Below are 18,872 nucleotides of genomic sequence, written 5' to 3'. Positions count from 1 at the left end.
CCTAGTCAAAGTTCAATGTGCGGTTCTTCTGGCGCAGGCGAATCGTAATGTTTTTCTGTCCGGCGCCAAGGGCAATGATTTTCCCGCTAAGCACCCGGGCGACGGCCAGGTCCTCTTCCGTCGGTGCTTCGGCCGCGACTCGCGCCGTAGGCAGCCATGCATCGTGCGGGTCTGGCGCGCCGAGGTGAATGAGCCGTTCGCGCTCCACGTCGATCCAATAGCCCTCCGTGGCCATGAAGCGGTCGTGGCTCCCTTCGAAGGAATCGCGGCGCCACCCGCCCTCGGCCACGCGGAAGACAAAGGGGCAATAGCCAAAACGCGAAGGCACGATATAGCGCGTTTGGGGGCTAACGCGCCAATGGCCGCGCGCGGAACTCCACACTTGGCGGTATGTATCGGCCAGACTCATGCCCAACCGCAGGCGCTGCTGCCTATCCTCGTCCAACCCGGCACCATCTACCTGGGTGTTTAGCTCACCAAGCCGCGTGGCATCGGCCACATACATGCCCAGCCACGCCTCCTCCGGAGTGGTGTACGGGCCGGTGATATCACGGTGAAAGGAATCCGGCACGGCCCGTTCCGCGTCCTGGGGCAGGCGCTGACGGGCGGCAAAGGCCCACAGGCGCGGATGCCCCATGCGGTACAACATCACCGTCGCCCGCGGCAGGCGGTCGTGCACCTGCTGGCGCGTCAGATAATCACCCGCGCTGATGCGCCGCAGCAGCTGCTTAGCGACGTCCCCCTCTACCTGCTGCTCCACACCCGGCGCGACCTCCATCTCCGGCAGCTGGCTCAGCAGCATCAGATCGATGATGTCTCCCAAATCAAAGACCTTGCTCAATTCCGTCTGCGCCTCTGAACCAAAAGCCTCAATTGCGTCATACCCCAGCGCACCACCCAAGCGGCGAATGAGATCCGGGGACACGCTCACTCGGTTGCGGGTCGCATGCAATTCCGCGGCGTTGAGATTACGGTCCAGGCCCACGAGGGCTCCTTCCTCCCCCTCATCGGGGATTTAATTCTTAGTCATGCTTGGGATTAAGCCGGACATTGGTCTTACCCGGTGTCCTTCATTGGCGTCTTGCCCCGGAAAGCAGGCGTCAGATAGAAGCCTTTCTAGGAGAATTTGGGACTTCTCAGCTTCGTCGCTGTTGGTTTTCGGCCAAGCAGCTTATGACGTACTTAATCCCTACGAGTTACATCGCAGGAAAGTGGCGCGTTGCAAATACCCCTTTCATAGTCCCATTCGAGAGAATTCTTGCAACTCTTATGCCTATAGTATGACGCGGAATGATTCTTAATCATTCCCTTTCTTTCGCATTTCTCTTTCTGGCCAGCGCACAAAGGAGCCTCCCCTTTGAATGACAAGAATTCTTGGGGTCCAACAGACTCAGCCCCACATTCAGATTCGAACGGTCCTGCATCCCCTATGCAGGACTCCGGTACAGGAACCAACGCAGGATCCTCGGGCAAAGGCACGCGCATCGCCATTATTGTCGTTGCTGCCCTCGCCATCATTGCGCTTATTGGCGGTGGTGCCTGGACACTAACGGGAAACAAAGATTCTGATGAATCGAGCAGCGCTGAACCGAATTTTCATTCTCAAGAAAACAGCAGCGAGGAAATCACCGGAGAGGCGACTTCTGAGAAAGAATCCACGCCTGAAAAGAAAGCTGAGACTACACAAGCTAAGGGCGCTAGCACTGGACCTTCCACAGAGGAGAAGTGCGGAACGTTAGCTAATGACCTAATGGACGTTCCAATTGGCACGCTTCAGCTGTTTTGCGATGGCACCTGGCTTTACATGACCCAAAAGCAAACCTCAAATTATGGCCTGTTCTACTGGACCGATAATGAGTGGAAGTTGTACCGGTCTGACAATACGACTGGAGACTCCGTCAATCAGTGCTACGACAAGGGCAAGTTGGACACGGCTGGCGCCCCAAAGGAGCTGACCAACCAGCTCCAACTCTGCGATGCACAGCAAACGCAAACTACAAAGGTTCGCGACAGGCCTATTACCGCCGAGGAGGAATTTCCGCCCGAAGATTATTGGTACGGCGAATGCGACGGCAGCTATGTGCTCATCGTGGAATCGGTCATCATCCCGCCGGCAACTGATCCGATTTCTGAGCCCTACCGAGTGCACAAGAAGTACCCAGGCTCCAAGATCATCCGGGGCGGCGCATGTAGTTCCCTGCGCAGCCGCACTGAAGTCGGCCCTGTCTATGCCATCATCTACGAAGCCGGCCACAGCGTGGACAAAGTATGCGAGCTTAAGGCCAAGTACGGCGGCAATGCCCGTTCCCTCAATAATGACGCGGATTTCTCTGACCCCTGCTAACCCAGATTCCGCGCTCAATTCCCTGTCACTCCCCTTCTGCTGCGTTGACTCCCTACCCCGCTACAGCGCAGCGTGCGCCCCCCTTTGACCTTTCATCTACCGCCTCAATGTGAAAGCAATATCTTATGCCTAAATCATCTGCCCACCTAGGCCGAATAAGCCGTATAAGCATTGCAGCGAGCGCCGCCCTCATTAGTTTCTCCTTGGCTTCCTGCAATGACGAAACGTCGGATACAACCGCACAAGAGTTTTCAGTGGAGCCGGCGACGACGTCCGCTACAGAAGAAAGCAGCGATGCCAAGCCGAAAGAATCGCCCACTGACTCTGCTGCGAAAGAAGAAGAACCTACTCGGCCGGTGCCACCGAACGTTGTGATGGATGACGAGCAGGCGAGTCCGGAAGCCGACACCACTTCGTCGTGTGGCGCAGCCGATGCCCAAACGGCATTCTCCGAAGGCGTATCCCAAGTCGCTCCGTGGGGCACCATCGGATGGGAACTCTTTGACTCCTCCGGTTATGACCCCTGCGCATCCCTATCGTGGGAAACCCTGATGATTGAGGGAGGAACCAGTTCTTCGCCTTTCCACATCATGCTGTTTAATCACGGCGAATACTTGGGCACCGCAACGGCAAAGCCCTATGGATTCGCCCCCACTATTGAGCGCGTGAGTGATTCCGAGATCGCGGTAACCTACCACTGGCCGCGCGAAGGTGAAGGCAATGCCAACCGCTCAGGCACAACCGCCGCAGGCTTCCGCTGGGATGAAGGTGCGCAAAAGGTCATCATGTCCGGCGACGTACCGCCTATGCAATAGTTCGATGTAAAACAAGCACGTTTCGCTAAAATTTCACCAGTTAGGCGGCGAAGCGTGCTTGTTTTGTTTGCAATTGTGACCACGGTGAAGCAGTGCGGGCCTAGAGGGGAGCGCAGAAGCCAAGAAATGGCCGCGTTCTAGGCTTTCGCGGGGAGCCAGGGGCGGTTATCGTGGCCGTAACGTGACCGAAGGAGAGATAGGGATGAGCGAGAAGACGTTTCAGCAGAAGTTCGGGGCTTTCGCGCTGGTGGCGGCGGTTGTCCTGCTGATCGTGAACTTGACCGTAGTAGGGCCTACGGTATTCGGTATCTCCACGCCGCTGCTGCTCGGTATCACGGGCATCATAATGATGCGCGGGGAGAGAAGCAGCGGCACAAAGGGTGATTAGCGCAGGCGGTGGCCTACGAAGCCGGCGGCAAGGGTGTTGCCGGAGGATTGATCGATGAGCAGGAAGTTGCCCACCGCGCCACGGGCGGCATAGTCCTCGACGGGGAGCTCGGCCTGGGTCTGGATGGTGATGTGGGCGATGTCGTTCAGGGCGACGGACTCGGGGTCCTCGACGTCGGAAACGCCATCCAAGTCCAAGGTGCGGGTGACGGCGGCGACGCGGGCCTTGACCAGAGAGGAACCGTAGCGCAGCTTGAGCATCTGGCCGGGCTTAATGTCCTTTTCGGTCAGGCCCACAACGGTGGCGTCGAATTCGCGGGTGGCCGCGGGGCGCTGGGGGCCGGCAAGGAGATCGCCGCGGGCGAGATCGACGTCGTCGGCAAGCAGGAGCGTGACGGAGTCGCCGGTGGCGGCGGAGTCGGCTGGGCCGTCAGCAGTGTCGATCTGGGTAATGGTGCTGGTGCGGCCTTCAGGAAGGCGGACCTCGCCGCCCACGGAGATGGAGCCCGCCTTCACGCGGCCGGCGTAGCCGCGGTAATCGGAGGCATGCTCGCGGATGACGTACTGGATGGGGAAACGGAAGTCCAGCTCATCGGCGCGGCCGCTGGCCACGGGGACGGTCTCGAGAACCTCGAGGACGGTCGGGCCGGTGTACCACGGCATAGTGGTGGAGCGCTCGACCACGTTATCGCCCTTGAGGGCGGAAATCGGCACCACGGTGGTATCGGTAATGCCCAGGCGGGTGGCGATCTGGTTGAACTCGGACTCGATATCGCGGAAGACCTGCTCGTCGTAGTCCACCAGGTCGATCTTGTTCACCGCGAGGACCACGTGGCGCACGCCGAGGAGGGCGGCCACGTTGAGGTGGCGGCGGGTTTGCTCGACAACGCCATGGCGGGCGTCGATAAGAAGCACCACCACCTGGGAGGTGGACATGCCGGTGACTGTGTTGCGCGTGTACTGCACGTGGCCGGGGGTATCGGCGAGGATGAAGGTGCGCTTATCCGTGGCGAAATAGCGGTAGGCCACGTCGATGGTAATGCCCTGCTCGCGCTCGGCACGCAGGCCGTCAACAAGCAAGGAAAGGTCCATGCCGTCGAAGCCGCGGTCGGTGGAGGTGCGCTCCATGGACTCGACCTGGTCCGCGAGCACAGACTTGGTGTCATAGAGCAGGCGGCCGACGAAGGTGGACTTGCCGTCATCAACGGAGCCGGCGGTGCACAGGCGCAGGGTATCGCGCTGCTTGAGGGCGCCAACATTCGGCGCGAGGGTAGTCGTCATCAGAAGTAGCCTTCCTTCTTGCGGTCCTCCATGGCGGACTCAGAAAGTTTGTCATCGGCGCGGGTGGCGCCGCGCTCGGAAAGGGTGGAAATGGAGATCTCCGCGAGCACCTCATCCGGGGTCGACGCGGTAGATTCCACAGCGCCGGTGCAGGACATATCGCCCACGGTGCGGTAGCGCACGGTGCGGGTTTCCAACTCCTCGCCCTCGGCCGGTCCGCCCCATTCACCAGGCGCTAGCCACATGCCATTGCGCTTAAATACCTCGCGCTCGTGGGAGTAGTAGATGGAGGGCAGCTCCAGTTTACGGGCGCCGATGTATTCCCAAATATCGGACTCGGTCCAGTTGGAAATGGGAAAAACGCGGACGTTTTCGCCGGCCATCTTGCCGCCGTTGTAGAGGTCCCACAGCTCGGGGCGCTGGCGGCGGGGATCCCACCCGCCGAAGGAATCACGGATGGAGAAGATGCGCTCCTTGGCGCGGGCGCGCTCCTCATCGCGGCGGGCGCCACCGCATACGGCGTCATACTCGCGCTCGGCGATGGTCTCCACCAGCGGCACGGACTGCAGCGGGTTGCGGGTGCCATCGGGGCGTTCTTGCAGGTCGCCGCGGTCGATCCAGTCCTGGACGCGGGCGACGTGGAGGCGAGCGCCGGATTCTTCCACGAGGCGGTCGCGGAAATCGATAACCTCGGGGAAGTTGTGGCCGGTATCGACGTGGAGCAGCTCAAACGGCACCGTGGCCGGGGCGAAGGCGCGGCGGGCTAGCTCGAAGACAACGACGGAGTCTTTGCCGCCGGAAAAGAGGATGCCTACCTTGTCGAACTGCCCGGCCACCTCGCGCAGGATGTGGATGGACTCGTTTTCTAGGTCTTTTAGGTGTGGAGAAAGTGTGCTCATTATTCGTGTAACCCGCATTCTGTCTTGCCGACTGCAAATACGCGCCCGGACCGGGCATCGTCGCCTTCACCGACCGGGAAGGTCAGTGGTGCGCAGCCGATGGAGCGGTATCCCTGCAGGGTGAGTGGGTGGATGATGAGGTCGTTGTCCTCGATGTAGCGGTCCGTATCGTCCAGATCCCAGGTAATGATGGGCGAGATCTTCAACCGGCCGGTGCGGTCGAGGCTCAGCGCTGGGGCGGTGGCGCGGTGCTCGGAATCGGCGCGGCGCAAGCCGGTAACCCAGCCGGCATACGGGTCCATGGCCATGTTCAGCGACTCGACCTTGCGCATGCGGTTATAGGCCGCGGTATCGCGGGCGTAGAGGCGCGGGCCGTATACCTCGTCTTGTTCCTCTGGGCTGAGCAGAGGCAGCACCCGCACTAGGGGCAGGTCCGGGTAGCGCTTTTCTACCTCGTCGGCTACCTGCAGTGTTTCCTGGAAGTGCCAGCCAGTATCGATAAAAAGCAGGTCCGCATCGAGCCCGGCGCGGTGAGCGAGCTCGGCCAAGACCGTGTTCTCCATGGACATGGTCACGGCCAGGCGGCCGGGTGCGTGCTCGGCGGCCCATTCGGTAATGGTTTCCGCTGAGGCGTCATAAAGCTTATCCGCCCACTGGTCCACCAATTGCTGGTTGCGCGCGGCTACCTCGGCGTCCAGCGGCGCGGTATCGCGCGTGCCTTCCGGGGAGATGCTGGGGTCGCGGTAGTTCTTGCCACCGTCCAGCAGGTTCGTCGTTGGGTTCATGCCGTCACACATTAGGCAAAACCCCGAGGCGGCGCAGCGGATTCTGGGCGAAAAGCCGCTGAGCTTGGCGGGAGGCGCGAATAAAAAGTTTCCAATCCGTACCAAGCGGACTAGATTTACAGACAAGACAGTCTATTGCGGGCGTCCGCACCCTGCACAAGGAGGCACTTTCATGCAGCGTATAGCCATCATCGGGGAGGGCCCAGCAGCCCTATCCACCGCCGAGAAGCTTATCAGCGCTGGCATGTGTGTGGACCTCATTACCCAGTGCACCGCACCATTCGGTCTACTCCGCCGCTTTGCGGGTTTGGCAGGCGTGCTGGGCGACGCCGTCACGGGCTCCCACTGCGGCCCCGGCACCACTCCCCGACTCCGCCTCATCGGCAACGTGCACGTAGGACCCGACGGCGATATCACGCATAATGAAATCCACCGCCTGGCCGCCTCTGGCAACCGCGAGCTACTCGTCTTGGAACTCAAGGCCCGCAGCGTGGCCGTCACCACGTGGGAAGGCCTATGCGCCCCACTGCAGGATTTTGAAGACTGGCGCAGCGTCATCACCCGCGCGCAGCTGGCTCACGTGGGGATTTAGCAGCAGTTATCAACTAGCGCCCCACCCACCACCGGTATAAACTTGCACGGCTACCCAGCCACGGCAAGGAAAGGGGCGCGAGTCCATGGATCTGGTTCGCATTCTCATTACACGGTCGGCGCCGTATACGCCGTATTTCATCGCGGTGCTTGTCCTGCAGGCCTTATCTACGGCCGCCACGCTGTACCTTCCATCGCTTAACGCCAAGATCATCGATGAAGGTGTGTCTCAGGGCGATGTGGACTTCATCTGGCGCACCGGCGGCATCATGCTGGCCGTCGCGTTTGCCCAAGTCATCACCGCTGTTGGCGCAGTCTGGTGCGGCAGCCGCACCGCCATGGGTGTCGGCCGGGATCTGCGCGGCGAGGTTTTTCGCCACGTTAATTCCCTGTCCACTGAGGACATGAGCCGCTTTGGCACGCCTACGCTCATTACCCGCGGCACCAATGACGTCCAGCAGGTGCAGATGGTCTACATGATGATGCTGAACTTCATGGTGACCGCACCCATCATGTCCATCGGCGGCATCATCATGGCCGTGCGCGAAGACGCCGGAATGTCCTGGCTGGTGTGGGTGTCCGTGGCGGTACTGCTCGGCACCATCTCCGTTATCATTTCCCGCCTCATGCCGCTCTTCCGTTCCATGCAGGACAAGCTGGATTCCATCAATGGCACCTTGCGCGAGCAGATCACCGGCATCCGCGTGGTGCGTGCCTTCGTGCGCGAGGCCTATGAGTCCGAGCGCTTTACCGAGGAAAATAAAAACATCACCCGCCTGTCCTTGAACATCGGCCGGCTTTTCGTGGTGATGTTCCCGCTCATTACGGTGATCCTCAACGTGGCCACGGGCGCGGTCCTGTGGTTTGGCGGCCACCGCGTGGATGAGGGCTTGGTCAACGTCGGCTCGCTGACCGCATTCCTGCAGTACCTGCTGCAGATTCTGGCGGCGGTGATGATGGGTACCTTCATGGCGATGATGCTGCCGCGCGCCATCATTTGCGCCCGCCGCATCACCGAGGTGCTCCAGCACGAGCCCTCCATTACCCCACCCAGCTCCACCACCTCTCCGGAGGCCTGCGCGGGCACGGTGGAATTTCGCAACGTGGGCTTTTCTTATGCCGGTGCGGATGCGCCGGTGCTAGAAGACATTTCCTTTACCGCTCAGCCCGGCACCACTACCGCCATCATTGGTTCGACGGGCTCGGGCAAGACCACCCTGATTTCCCTCATCCCACGCCTGTACGTGCCGACGGAGGGCCAGGTGCTTATCGACGCCACCCCTACCACCTCCCTGGCCCGCCAGGACATCGTCCAGCGCGTCTCCCTCGTCCCGCAGAAGGCTTACCTATTTAGCGGCACTGTGGCCTCCAACCTGCGCTTGGGCCGCCCCGAAGCCACCGATGACGAGCTCTGGGAGGCGCTGCGCGTGGCCCAGGCGGACTTCGTAGAAGACCTAGACATGCCCATCGCACAGGGCGGCACCAACGTCTCCGGTGGCCAGCGCCAGCGCCTGTCCATCGCGCGCATGCTTGTTGCCCGGCCGCTGATCTATCTCTTCGATGATTCCTTTTCCGCTCTGGACGTGGCCACCGATGCCAAGGTGCGCGCCGCAATGCGCGCCTCCTTTGCCGAGCGTGAGCAGCCGGTGACCAGCATTATCGTCGCCCAGCGCGTGGCGTCTATCCGCGATGCGGACCAGATCCTGGTGCTGGACGGCGGCCACATCGTTGACCGCGGCACCCACGAGGAGCTCCTTGGCCGCTGCGCGGTCTACCAAGAAATCGTTGATTCCCAAGAAACCGCCGGTGTTGCAGGAGGCGAAAACTAATGGCTGAGAACACCACTTCTACCGCCGAGTCCACGGACGCCGGTTTTGATCCGATGGGCGGCTCCGCACCCCGCCAGGCCAAGAATTTCTGGCCTTCCACCAAACGCCTTTTCTCCCTGCTTGCTCCCTTCAAGCGCCACCTGTGGGCCGTCGCGGCGATGAATATCGTCTGCATCTTCTTGGCCGTGGTAGCCCCTAAAATAATGGGCAAGGCCATGGACGTCATCTTTGCCGGCGTCATTTCGCGCAACCTGCCCTCTAATATTTCCGCCGAGCAAGCCATTGCGGGCATGCGCGCTGAGGGCCAGGAGCGCTTTGCGGATATGGCCTCCGCGATGGACTTCGTCCCCGGTGAAGGCATCGATTTTAACCACCTGGGCACGCTCATCATCACCGTGATCGCGATGTACATCGTCTCCTCCGGCTTCCAGTGGTGGCAGGGAGCCATCCTCAACAAGTTAAGCATGGATATCGTGTTTGACCTGCGCGAGCGCGTGGAGGCGAAGATTAATGCGCTGCCTCTCAACTACTTTGATTCCCAGCAGCGCGGCGATATCCTTTCGCGTACCACCAATGACATCGACAACGTGCAGCAGGCCCTGCAGCAGGCGCTATCGCAGCTGTTTTATGACGCGCTGCTGGTCATTGGCATCACCATCATGATGTTCAGCGTTTCGTGGCAGCTCGCTCTGGTGGCTCTACTGTCCCTGCCACTTACTGGCCTGGTCATTGGTGTCATCGGCAGCCGCTCGCAGCGCCAGTTCAAAACCCAGTGGCGCTCCACCGGTCAGCTCAACGGCCAGGTAGAAGAATCCTTCTCCGGCCACGACCTAGCCATCGTCTTCGGCCGTACCGAGGCCATGACAGAGGAATTCGACAAGCGCAACGAAGAGCTCTACCACTCCGCAGCTAAGGCTCAGTTCCTGTCCGGCATCATGATGCCCATCATGCAGTTCCTGTCCTACCTGTCCTATGTGGCCATTGCGGTCCTGGGCGGTCTGCGCGTGGCCAATGGACACATGACTTTGGGCGCTGCCACCGCATTTATCCAGTACTCCCGCGAGTTCAACCAGCCGCTCGGCCAGCTCGGCGGCATGATGCAGCAGGTGCAGTCCGGTGTGGCCTCGGCCGAGCGCGTCTTTGAGCTTCTCGACGCCGAAGAGCAAGCCCCCGACACCACCGACGAGGACCTTCCCGGCCGTGCCCAGGGGCTCGTGGAGTTCCAGGACGTTGACTTCTCCTACGCAGAGGAGAAGGAGCTCATCACCGGCCTCAACCTGCGCGTGGAGCCCGGCCAGACCGCGGCCATTGTCGGCCCCACCGGTGCCGGCAAAACCACCCTGGTCAACCTGCTCATGCGCTTCTATGAGCTAGATGGTGGTCAGATTCTCATTGATGGGCACGACATCGCCCGCATGCCTCGCCATACCCTGCGTTCCCAGGTGGGCATGGTGCTCCAGGACGCCGTGCTCTTTAAGGGCTCGATCATGGAAAATATCCGCTACGGCCGCTTGGATGCGACGGACGAAGAAGTCATTGCGGCGGCAAAGGCAACCTATGTGGACCGCTTCGTTCACGCGCTGCCCGATGGCTACGACACCATCATCGACCAAGACGGCGGCGCAATCTCCGCCGGCGAGCGCCAGCTCATCACCATCGCCCGCGCGTTCTTGGCCCAGCCCGCGCTGCTCATCCTCGATGAGGCCACCTCTTCGGTCGATACCCGTACCGAGGTCCTCGTCCAAGAGGCGATGAACGCATTGCGCGCGGACCGCACCTCCTTCGTCATTGCCCACCGCTTGTCCACCATTCGCGATGCCGACCTCATCCTCGTCATGGAGAACGGCACCATCGTGGAACAAGGCTCGCACGACGATCTCCTTGCGGCCCAAGGCGCATACTGGCGCCTGCATCAATCCCAGTTCGCTCAAGGGTAGGTCTTCCCCGGCGGTGAGCTACTCCAGCCCTACCGTCACGGTCGGCGCGTTGAAGTGAGCACCCTTGAGGTTCACCAGCTCAAGGGTGACGTCGCGCAGCTCGAGATGGTCCATGACTACATCGGGCACCTCTGCATCGGGGACGGGGTGCGGCTCTGGAACACCGAGCTTGTCCAACACGGCATTGATATCGTCGCGGCTTAAATCGATTTCCGCCCGCGGTGTAGAAACCTTACCCACCGCCGGGGTGGCTGTGAGCTCGGTAGCCATAATGGTCACCGGTCCGCCGCGTACCTCGGTGGTATCCCCGCCCGTGGTCAACATGCCATCGCCGTAGCGGCCAGGCAGCGTAATGGCGAGGTTGTCGATGTCAAGGTTGTCGCCCTTCAGCTCCAGAACCCGCACATCACCGCTGGCGGTGGGGAAAGTACCCAAGGATACGGTGACATTCTTCGTCAGCGTCACCTTATCCGCAAAGACGGTACTGAAATACGGAACCGCCGGGGCATCTTGCGCATTAACCCGTCCGGAACCGCTCACACCGCCCACCACTAGGGCACAGGTGAGTACGGCCAAGCAGCTACGCGCCGCTCGCGGCATCGCCCTCGTCATTGCTCTACTGCTTCCTTGGTGCGACGCTTTTTCTCCCCTGGCTGCCACGCAAAGGTAAAGGCGCCGCCAATGATGCCGAGCAAGGAGCCGATGATGAAGCCGCCCAAATTGGACGTCGGCAAGGCGATAATGGCCACGATGATGCCCAGCACACCGACATAATTCGAGGTTGCCGGCTGGAACCACGCGCCGAGGCCGAACATGGCTAGCAAGACGCCGATAAGCAGCGTAGATACGCCAGAGATGGTGGAAATCATCACCAAAAGGTCAGAAATGCGGATGGTGATATAGGCCGGTGCGGCAATGATGATGCCGGACAAAATGAGCAACAAGCCAGGAAAGAAGGGCCGACCACTGCGCCAGCGGCGAAAGCGCTGCCAGGCGCTGGGCTTAGATTCTTCCGCGCCTGCTGCCTCCGCCACCGGGAGGGTCTGCGTGTCCTCCGCGGTCGACTCAGCAGCCATTATCGGACCCCCTCCGCACAGTTACTCCAACGTTCTTGGCAGAAAGGCGCTGTGCACCCACGGAGGTGGCCTTCACATCGTCCGCCTTGAGAGAGACCTGCTTGGAGTACAGGCCCCACGCACCAGGATCCGCGGTATCGCTGAGCTGATTCGCATCGATGCCCACGTTGACATCCTGCATGACCAAGGAGCCATCCACGTCGGTCGCGCCGACCAGCAGGCTATCGGATTCCACGCTGCCCTCACCCTCAGCCTTCAGTGCTAGGGTGGCCTCCCCACCAACGCCGGGCACCTTGGGAACCGTCACGGAAAGGCAGAGATCAGAGACCTTGGCATGGTCCAGCTTGATGCGCGCGACAGGAAGGCGCTCTTCGGCCTTTTGATCATCATCAACAAAAAGCGAAAAGCCCTCTCCGTCCAAGTGCCCCATGGTGATTTTAAAGAAGCTGCCGGAAAGGGCCAGGTTTGCGGTCAAGCCACCCTGCGCCACGGCGAATCCAGTAACGCCAAAGGCGGCGAGGCCTGCGGTCAAGGCCACCGCGGCCTTGGTGATATTGGTTTTGCCCATGGCGGTTTGCCCTTTCTGCGGCGGTCTAGGTCCTCTTCTTGGCGGGTTCGGCCGCGCTGCGGCTTCCGCCTCTGGTGGTACTCCGCCGCCGTGTACAGCACGTTTAGCAGAATATGGCGACCGAGTTTCTCATCTTGACAGTGTACAGCCCACCCCACCGCGATACCGCACTGAATACAGACTCTGGGATTTCCACCCCTAGGCTTTAAGGTAGAGAACAACGTGGAGCATCAGTAATAAAGGAGCACGCATGACCACCGTGTTCGGTTGGATAGCTATAGCCGCATCGATTCCGGTGTGGCTGTACTTTTTCACCCGCGTATGGACCCTGATTAAGTTCATCCGCTCGGGCGGACCCACCCAGCTCAAGCGCACCGATAGCCTAGGCAAGCGTTTATGGCGTGTTATTGCGGAGGTCTTTGGCCATTCCCACTTCAAGGGTAAACCGCTGGTCAATGCCGCCCACTGGCTGGTGATGGTGGGCTTCCTCTTTGGCATTTTGGTGTGGTTTGAGGCCTATACCCAAACCTTTGCGCCGGATAAGGGCTGGCCGTGGCTCAGCCACTGGCCGGTTTACCACTTCGTCGAGGAAGTCTTAGGCATCGCGACGGTCCTCGGTATTGGCTTCCTTATCGGCGTGCGCCTCAAACTCGGCGATACCGAGCGCGGCAGCCGCTTCTTCAATTCCCAGACCGCCTCAGCGCGCTGGGTAGAGTTCATTGTCTTTTCTGAAGGACTCGGCATGATCCTGGTGAAGTCCACCAAGATCGCCACCTACGGCGGCGGTTCCGCCTGGGCGGATTTCTTGAGCGTCCACCTAGCCAAGCTCTTCCCCGAGTCACCGGCCCTGGTGAGCTTCTTCGCCCTCTTCAAGCTGCTTTCCGGTCTGCTATTTATCGTCTTTATCTCCCGCAAATTCCAGTGGGGCGTCATGTGGCACCGCTTCACCAGCTTTTTCAATATCTTCTTCCAGCGCAACGCTACCGGGGAAAAGGCCCTACAATCCCTGCCCACCCCGGACTTGGAAGAAGACATCACCCCGGGTAGCTGGAAGATGCTGCTGGATTCCACCTCGTGTACCGAATGCGGCCGCTGCCAAGAACTATGCCCTGCCTGGAATACCGAAAAGCCGCTGAGCCCCAAAAAGGTCATGATGGATCTGCGTCAGGGCGCACTGGATAACTACAACCCGCACGAAGGCCTGGATGTGCTGTCCATGGCCGGCGTCATCGATGATGACGTGCTGTGGTCTTGTACTAATTGCGGTGCGTGCGTGGATCAGTGCCCAACCGATATTGAGCACATCGACCACATTGCGGACCTGCGCCGCTTCAAGGTGCTTGCGGAATCGGACTTCCCTTCCGAGCTCACCGGCCTGTTTAAAAATATGGAAAACAAGGGCAATCCGTGGGGCCGGAATAACTCTGAGCGCCGCGCCTGGATCGATGAGGCCCGCGCCGATGGCATCGACGTTCCCATCATTGGTGAAGACGAGGCCGATTTCACCGATATGGAATACCTGCTCTGGGTGGGCTGCGCTGGTGCTTATGATGACGATGGCCGCCGCACCACCCGTGCCGTAGTAGACCTCCTGCATACCGCAGGCGTGAAGTTTGGCGTGCTCTCCACGGGTGAGACCTGTACGGGTGATCCTGCCCGCCGCGCCGGCAACGAGTTCCTTTTCCAGATGATGGCGCAGCAAAACGTAGAGACCCTCAACAACGCCTTCGACGGCGTCCCGGAGGGCCAGCGCAAGATCATCACCACCTGCCCGCACTGCTTCAACACCATCCGCAATGAGTACCCGGACTTTGACGGGCACTTCGACGTCTTCCACCACACCCAGCTGCTCAATCGTCTGGTGCGCGAGGGCTTGCTCAAGCCGGTGCCACGCACGCCGGAGAATCGCAAGCCCATTACCTACCACGATCCTTGCTTCCTCGGCCGCCACAATAAGGTCTTCGATCCTCCGCGCGAGCTGCTCGAGGCCACCGGCGTGGAGCTGCGCGAGATGGACAAGAACCGCGACGAGGCCTTCTGCTGTGGCGCCGGCGGCGCCCGCATGTTCATGGAGGAAAAGCTCGGCACCCGCATCAATGACTTCCGCACCGAGCAGGCCCTAGAGACTGGCGCGGAAGAAATCGCCACCGGCTGCCCCTTCTGCAATGTCATGATGACCGGCGGCGTGAAGTCCTTGTCGCAGGATTCCACGTCCACCACCAAGGTCAATGACGTGGCGGTTATGCTGCGCAATTCTATCTCCCTCGACGAGTCCGGCACCCTGCCGGAGCCCCACCCCAAGGCGTTCCTGGCTACCCCGGTGCGCCACCAAAAGTCCGAGGGCACCACTGACGCCCCGCTTGCCGACGCCCCCACTTCCGCCACCCACACCCCGACCGAATCGGCACAAGTTCCGGCCGCATCGGCCGCACCCGCAGCGCCGTCTGCATCGCAGGCTCCTCAAGCGCCGAAGGCTCCCGCGGCACCAAGTGCACCCACCCCTCCAAGTGCTCCGGCAGCACCTGCACCACAGGCACCCGCGGCACCAACTTCGCCACAAGCTCCCCAAGCACCAGCGGCACCAGCCGCTCCTGCAGCACCGGCCGCACCCGCAACGCCGGCTGCACCGCAGACTCCCGCAGCACCGAGTGCACCCACCCCTCCAAGTGCTCCGGCAGCACCTGCACCACAGGCACCCGCGGCACCAACTTCGCCACAAGCTCCCCAAGCACCGGCAGCGCCCGTCGCACCAGCTGCTCCCGCAGCACCGAGCGCACCCACCCCTCCAAGTGCCCCGACAGCACCTGCACCAAAGGCACCAGCCGCGCCGACCTCTCCTAGCGCGCCCGCAACGCCTGCAGCACCTGCAGCACCGAAACCGCCAGAGGCCCCTGCTGCGCCCACGCCGCCAAAGGCTGAGCCGCCAGCCGCACCGGCCCCGCCAGCACCGCCGGCGGCTCCGGCACCACCGGCGTCGGAAAGCGTGCCAAAGCCACCTGAATCTGAGTAGGCGCGCAGGGGCATTGGTGCGTACGCTGTAGTCCATGCATTTTAATGCGGGACTCCCCACCGATGCCCTGCTGCTGGCGGCAGGCGCAACCGAAAATACAAATTCCCTCGTCTCTTTCGCCTGGATTATGGCCGCGGCTCTACTCGCGCCGCTGGTCTCTTATATGTTGGGCTACCGCCTGCCGTCGGTGGCCCTCTTGTTGATTTTCGGCATGATTATTGGCCCTTCCGTACTCGACCTCGCCGCCGAGGACGAAGGCATCGAAATGCTCAAGGAGCTCGGCGTGGGCGCGCTGTTCCTCCTCGCGGGCTTTGAAATTCAAATCTCCACCCTCAAAACCAAGGAAGCCGGCACGGCCCTATCTACCTGGATCATCTGTGCCCTCGCCTGTGGCGTAGGCGCCTATTTCTTGGTGGATAACGTGCCAGGTGCCATCGTCGTTGCCTTGGCGCTGACTTCAACGGCGCTGGGCACGCTCACGCCGATGCTGAAACAGGACCGCATTCTGGGCACCAAGGTGGGCAACTCCGTGATGATTCACGGTGCCATTGGTGAGGTCGCCCCCATTACCGCCATGGCGCTGTTGCTGGGTACTCGTTCCACGCTGACGACGATGATCATTTTGTTGTTCTTCATCATCATCGCCGTTGCCGTCGCCGTCATGCCAGCGGCCATCGCCTCGACCATCCCTTGGGTAAAGGCCGCCTTTATCTCCGGTGCGGGCTCCACCAACCAAACGATTTTGCGTCTTATCATCCTGATTCTGGCCATCCTCATGGCCGTAACCGCAGTCTTTGAGCTCGATATCGTGCTCGGCGCCTTTGCCGCTGGCATTATTTTGAACCGCATCATCCCGGATGAATTCCACCGCCGCCTGGAGCACCGCCTCGATGTGGTGTTTTATTCGATGCTTATCCCGGTCTTCTTTGTGGTCTCCGGCATGAGCATTAGCTGGGATACCATCGCCAATAATCCGTGGAAGGTACTGGGCATTCCAGCCCTTATTCTGGTGACACGTGGTCTGCCGGTCTTCCTGCGCGAAAACGTAGCGCATACCGGATCCGATATTGAAACCATCCGTGAGCGCCTCCAAGTGGGCTTGTATTCCGCCACCGGTCTGCCGATCATCGTGGCGGTGACCACCTTGGCGGTGAACTCGAAGATTATGGAACCCGAAAATGCCTCCATCTTTGTCTCTGGCGGCGCACTTACCGTCGCCCTCTTCCCATTCCTCGCCAGCCTGGTGGGCGGCAAGAAGCAGCCTGAAAAGAAGGATGAGGAATCTTCCGCCGCTGAAACTAAGGACCTATAGGCAGCGTTCGCTAAGAGCACGCCCCTAGCAGGGAGGAAATTTCCTAAACTGGGATGCGTGAGTAATAACTTTGGTTCTTCCCCTATCAATCGGACCATGCGCCTGTCCGATTCCGAGCGCAACGATGCCATCAATGACCTCGCCCGCGCCGTGGGTGAAGGCCGGTTAACCATGGAGGAGTTCGAGGACCGCTCGGACGACGTCATGCGCGCTAGCACCCACCAAGACCTCGTGCCCGTCTTTCAAGACATTCCGGCGCGTGGTTCCCACGAGGTCAAGGTCTATTCCCGCGGTGAGGTCACGCGCGCCCATAATGCGGGCAAGAAGCCAAAGTTTGCGACCGCTCTGTCCGGCTCGGTGCTGCTTGCCGTTGCCAGCCCAACGCTTATCGTGATGAGCGCGACCTTGAGCAGCCCATGGCTTTTGCTCGGGGGCGCGGTAGCAGCCGCGCTCATCCCTATCCTGTGGATTCTGCTCTACGTTGCCAAGGTGGGCCCTTCCTCGTGGCACGCCCCATCCGTGCGCCAAATTGAAAAGGAGCAATTGCGTGAGATTCGCGCGCTCACGGCGCATGAGCGCGCGCAGCAAAAAATGATCGAGGAAAAGATGTGGGCCGATCGCCGCATGCAAGCCGGAGAAATTACCGGGCAGGCTATGGATCTGGCCAAGCGCAAGTTCAACGAGTGGAATAAAAAATAGTCATCGCCGGTGTTGAAGCATTTTGTGTGGCTGTGAATCGTGGCACAATACTTCCATGACTTCTCCGAAACACCGCATTTTTGACCAGTCCGACAAGCTCAAGGGCGTCGCGTATGACATCCGTGGCGAGGTCTCTGCGGAAGCGGAACGCATGGAGCTCGATGGGCACACCATCTTAAAACTCAACACCGGTAACCCAGCCGTCTTTGGCTTCGAGGCTCCCGATGTCATCATGCGCGATATGATCGCTGCCCTGCCTACTTCCCAGGGCTATTCCACCTCCAAGGGAATCATTCCTGCTCGTCGGTCCATTGTTACCCGCTACGAGCTGGAGGACTTCCCGCCCTTCGATATCAACGATGTCTTCTTGGGCAATGGCGTCTCCGAGCTCATCAGCATGACCACCCAGGCGCTGCTTAATAATGGCGATGAGGTTCTCATCCCAGCGCCGGATTATCCGCTGTGGACCGCAGCTACGTCCCTGGCAGGCGGCACCCCGGTGCACTACTTATGCGATGAGGAGGATGACTGGAATCCATCCATCGAGAACATCGAGTCCAAGATTACGGATAAAACCAAGGCCATCGTGGTCATTAACCCGAATAACCCAACGGGTGCGGTCTACTCGCGCGAAGTTTTGCAGAAGATTGTCAACATCGCCCGCGAGCATAACCTGCTCATCTTGGCTGATGAGATCTATGACCGCATTCTTTATGACGGCGCGCAGCACATCTCCATCGCTTCGCTGGCCCCTGACCTGCTCACCATCACGTTCAATGGCTTATCCAAGGCCTATCGCGTGTGCGGCTACCGCGCTGGTTGGATGGTGCTCACCGGCCCTAAGCACCACGCCCGTGGCTTCATCGAGGGACTGGAGCTCCTAGCCGGAACGCGCCTGTGCCCAAACGTCCCAGCACAGCATGCTATCCAGGTGGCGCTAGGCGGCCGGCAGTCCATCTACGAGCTCACCGGTACCGGCGGGCGCCTGTTGCGCCAGCGCAATATCGCCTACGAGAAGCTCAATGAGATTCCGGGCGTTTCTGCGGTAAAGCCCATGGGCTCGCTTTACCTCTTCCCGCGCCTGGATCCGAACGTGTATGAAATCCATGATGATGCCAAGCTCATGCTGGATATTTTGAAGGCGGAAAAGATCCTCATGGTGCAGGGAACCGGCTTCAACTGGCCGAACCCAGATCACTTCCGCGTAGTCACGCTGCCGTGGGCATCCCAGATCGAAAACGCCATCGAGCGCCTTGGCAACTTCCTGGTGAGCTATAAGCAGTAGTTTTCTCCCCCACCAGTTGCTAACGATACTGATAATCCATAACAATATGGTGCA

General features: G+C 60.4%; 17 protein-coding genes. 10 read left to right on the top strand and 7 right to left on the bottom strand.

Features of this window, described 5'->3' with window-relative positions; genetic code table 11:
• Nucleotide 1: 1 nt before the first annotated feature.
• On the bottom strand, nucleotides 2-985 hold the full coding sequence (locus QP915_RS09305; RefSeq protein ID WP_284769147.1) for a hypothetical protein: 984 nt from the start codon (nucleotides 983-985) through the stop codon (nucleotides 2-4).
• 765 nt (nucleotides 986-1,750) lie between these two features.
• Between QP915_RS09305 and QP915_RS09300 the strand changes: the two genes are divergently transcribed.
• The 3 genes from QP915_RS09300 (at nucleotide 1,751) to QP915_RS09290 (ending at nucleotide 3,547) form a co-directional block, all read left to right on the top strand.
• The gene (locus QP915_RS09300) at nucleotides 1,751-2,344 is read left to right on the top strand and encodes a hypothetical protein (protein WP_284769146.1); all 594 of its coding nucleotides are present in this window, start codon (nucleotides 1,751-1,753) and stop codon (nucleotides 2,342-2,344) included.
• Between the two features lie 125 nt (nucleotides 2,345-2,469).
• Nucleotides 2,470-3,159, top strand: coding sequence for an LppP/LprE family lipoprotein (locus QP915_RS09295; protein ID WP_284769145.1), 690 nt, complete (start codon nucleotides 2,470-2,472; stop codon nucleotides 3,157-3,159).
• A 202-nt stretch (nucleotides 3,160-3,361) separates the two neighbouring features.
• Nucleotides 3,362-3,547: a hypothetical protein gene (locus QP915_RS09290; RefSeq protein WP_284769144.1), complete on the top strand. Its 186-nt coding sequence runs from the start codon at nucleotides 3,362-3,364 to the stop codon at nucleotides 3,545-3,547.
• Here QP915_RS09290 and QP915_RS09285 read toward each other — a convergent pair.
• From QP915_RS09285 to QP915_RS09275, 3 genes are read right to left on the bottom strand one after another with little or no spacing between them, the layout of a single operon-like run.
• Nucleotides 3,544-4,827, bottom strand: coding sequence for a sulfate adenylyltransferase subunit 1 (locus QP915_RS09285; protein WP_284769143.1), 1,284 nt, complete (start codon nucleotides 4,825-4,827; stop codon nucleotides 3,544-3,546). The two genes, QP915_RS09290 and QP915_RS09285, sit on opposite strands and share 4 nt — an antisense overlap.
• Nucleotides 4,827-5,726 (bottom strand): sulfate adenylyltransferase subunit CysD, encoded by a 900-nt coding sequence (gene cysD, locus QP915_RS09280; protein ID WP_005329380.1) that lies wholly within the window; start codon nucleotides 5,724-5,726, stop codon nucleotides 4,827-4,829. Before cysD ends, QP915_RS09285 begins: the two co-directional genes overlap by 1 nt.
• Nucleotides 5,726-6,511 (bottom strand): phosphoadenylyl-sulfate reductase, encoded by a 786-nt coding sequence (locus tag QP915_RS09275; RefSeq protein WP_284769142.1) that lies wholly within the window; start codon nucleotides 6,509-6,511, stop codon nucleotides 5,726-5,728. The genes cysD and QP915_RS09275 overlap by 1 nt, the downstream gene beginning before the upstream one ends.
• A gap of 172 nt (nucleotides 6,512-6,683) precedes the next feature.
• Here QP915_RS09275 and QP915_RS09270 point away from each other — a divergent pair, with 172 nt between their 5' ends.
• The 3 genes from QP915_RS09270 to QP915_RS09260 all read left to right on the top strand — a co-directional run bounded on the left by QP915_RS09270 (nucleotide 6,684) and on the right by QP915_RS09260 (nucleotide 10,868).
• Nucleotides 6,684-7,103 (top strand): methylenetetrahydrofolate--tRNA-(uracil-5-)-methyltransferase, encoded by a 420-nt coding sequence (locus QP915_RS09270; protein ID WP_284769141.1) that lies wholly within the window; start codon nucleotides 6,684-6,686, stop codon nucleotides 7,101-7,103.
• Nucleotides 7,104-7,188: 85 nt separating this feature from the next.
• On the top strand, nucleotides 7,189-8,931 hold the full coding sequence (locus tag QP915_RS09265) for an ABC transporter ATP-binding protein (protein WP_284769140.1): 1,743 nt from the start codon (nucleotides 7,189-7,191) through the stop codon (nucleotides 8,929-8,931).
• Nucleotides 8,931-10,868, top strand: a complete 1,938-nt coding sequence (locus QP915_RS09260) for an ABC transporter ATP-binding protein (protein ID WP_284769139.1) — start codon at nucleotides 8,931-8,933, stop codon at nucleotides 10,866-10,868. The genes QP915_RS09265 and QP915_RS09260 overlap by 1 nt, the downstream gene beginning before the upstream one ends.
• A gap of 18 nt (nucleotides 10,869-10,886) precedes the next feature.
• Here QP915_RS09260 and QP915_RS09255 read toward each other — a convergent pair whose 3' ends face one another.
• The 3 genes from QP915_RS09255 to QP915_RS09245 are packed head-to-tail and all read right to left on the bottom strand — an operon-like array spanning nucleotide 10,887 to nucleotide 12,512.
• Entirely contained in the window at nucleotides 10,887-11,480 is a 594-nt protein-coding gene (locus QP915_RS09255) for a hypothetical protein (protein ID WP_284769138.1), read from the bottom strand.
• Nucleotides 11,477-11,944, bottom strand: a complete 468-nt coding sequence (locus tag QP915_RS09250; RefSeq protein WP_284769137.1) for a DUF6114 domain-containing protein — start codon at nucleotides 11,942-11,944, stop codon at nucleotides 11,477-11,479. Before QP915_RS09250 ends, QP915_RS09255 begins: the two co-directional genes overlap by 4 nt.
• Nucleotides 11,934-12,512 carry a DUF6230 family protein gene (locus QP915_RS09245; RefSeq protein ID WP_284769136.1) on the bottom strand — a complete coding sequence of 193 codons (579 nt, stop codon included), beginning with the start codon at nucleotides 12,510-12,512 and terminating at the stop codon, nucleotides 11,934-11,936. The genes QP915_RS09250 and QP915_RS09245 overlap by 11 nt, the downstream gene beginning before the upstream one ends.
• A 250-nt stretch (nucleotides 12,513-12,762) precedes the next feature.
• On the opposite strand from QP915_RS09245, the gene QP915_RS09240 reads away from it, so the two are divergent.
• The 4 genes from QP915_RS09240 to QP915_RS09225 are packed head-to-tail and all read left to right on the top strand — an operon-like array spanning nucleotide 12,763 to nucleotide 18,818.
• Nucleotides 12,763-15,522 (top strand): (Fe-S)-binding protein, encoded by a 2,760-nt coding sequence (locus tag QP915_RS09240; protein WP_284769135.1) that lies wholly within the window; start codon nucleotides 12,763-12,765, stop codon nucleotides 15,520-15,522.
• Between the two features lie 34 nt (nucleotides 15,523-15,556).
• Entirely contained in the window at nucleotides 15,557-16,834 is a 1,278-nt protein-coding gene (locus QP915_RS09235; protein ID WP_198492153.1) for a cation:proton antiporter, read from the top strand.
• A 57-nt stretch (nucleotides 16,835-16,891) separates the two neighbouring features.
• Nucleotides 16,892-17,533: a DUF1707 SHOCT-like domain-containing protein gene (locus QP915_RS09230; protein WP_284769134.1), complete on the top strand. Its 642-nt coding sequence runs from the start codon at nucleotides 16,892-16,894 to the stop codon at nucleotides 17,531-17,533.
• A 55-nt stretch (nucleotides 17,534-17,588) separates the two neighbouring features.
• The gene (locus tag QP915_RS09225) at nucleotides 17,589-18,818 is read left to right on the top strand and encodes a pyridoxal phosphate-dependent aminotransferase (protein WP_049361322.1); all 1,230 of its coding nucleotides are present in this window, start codon (nucleotides 17,589-17,591) and stop codon (nucleotides 18,816-18,818) included.
• Nucleotides 18,819-18,872: the final 54 nt, after the last annotated feature.

Origin of the sequence: Corynebacterium sp. MSK158 (assembly GCF_030229085.1) — a bacterium.
In the GTDB taxonomy this organism is placed as follows: domain Bacteria; phylum Actinomycetota; class Actinomycetes; order Mycobacteriales; family Mycobacteriaceae; genus Corynebacterium.
This window is presented reverse-complemented; position numbering and strand designations above follow the sequence as displayed.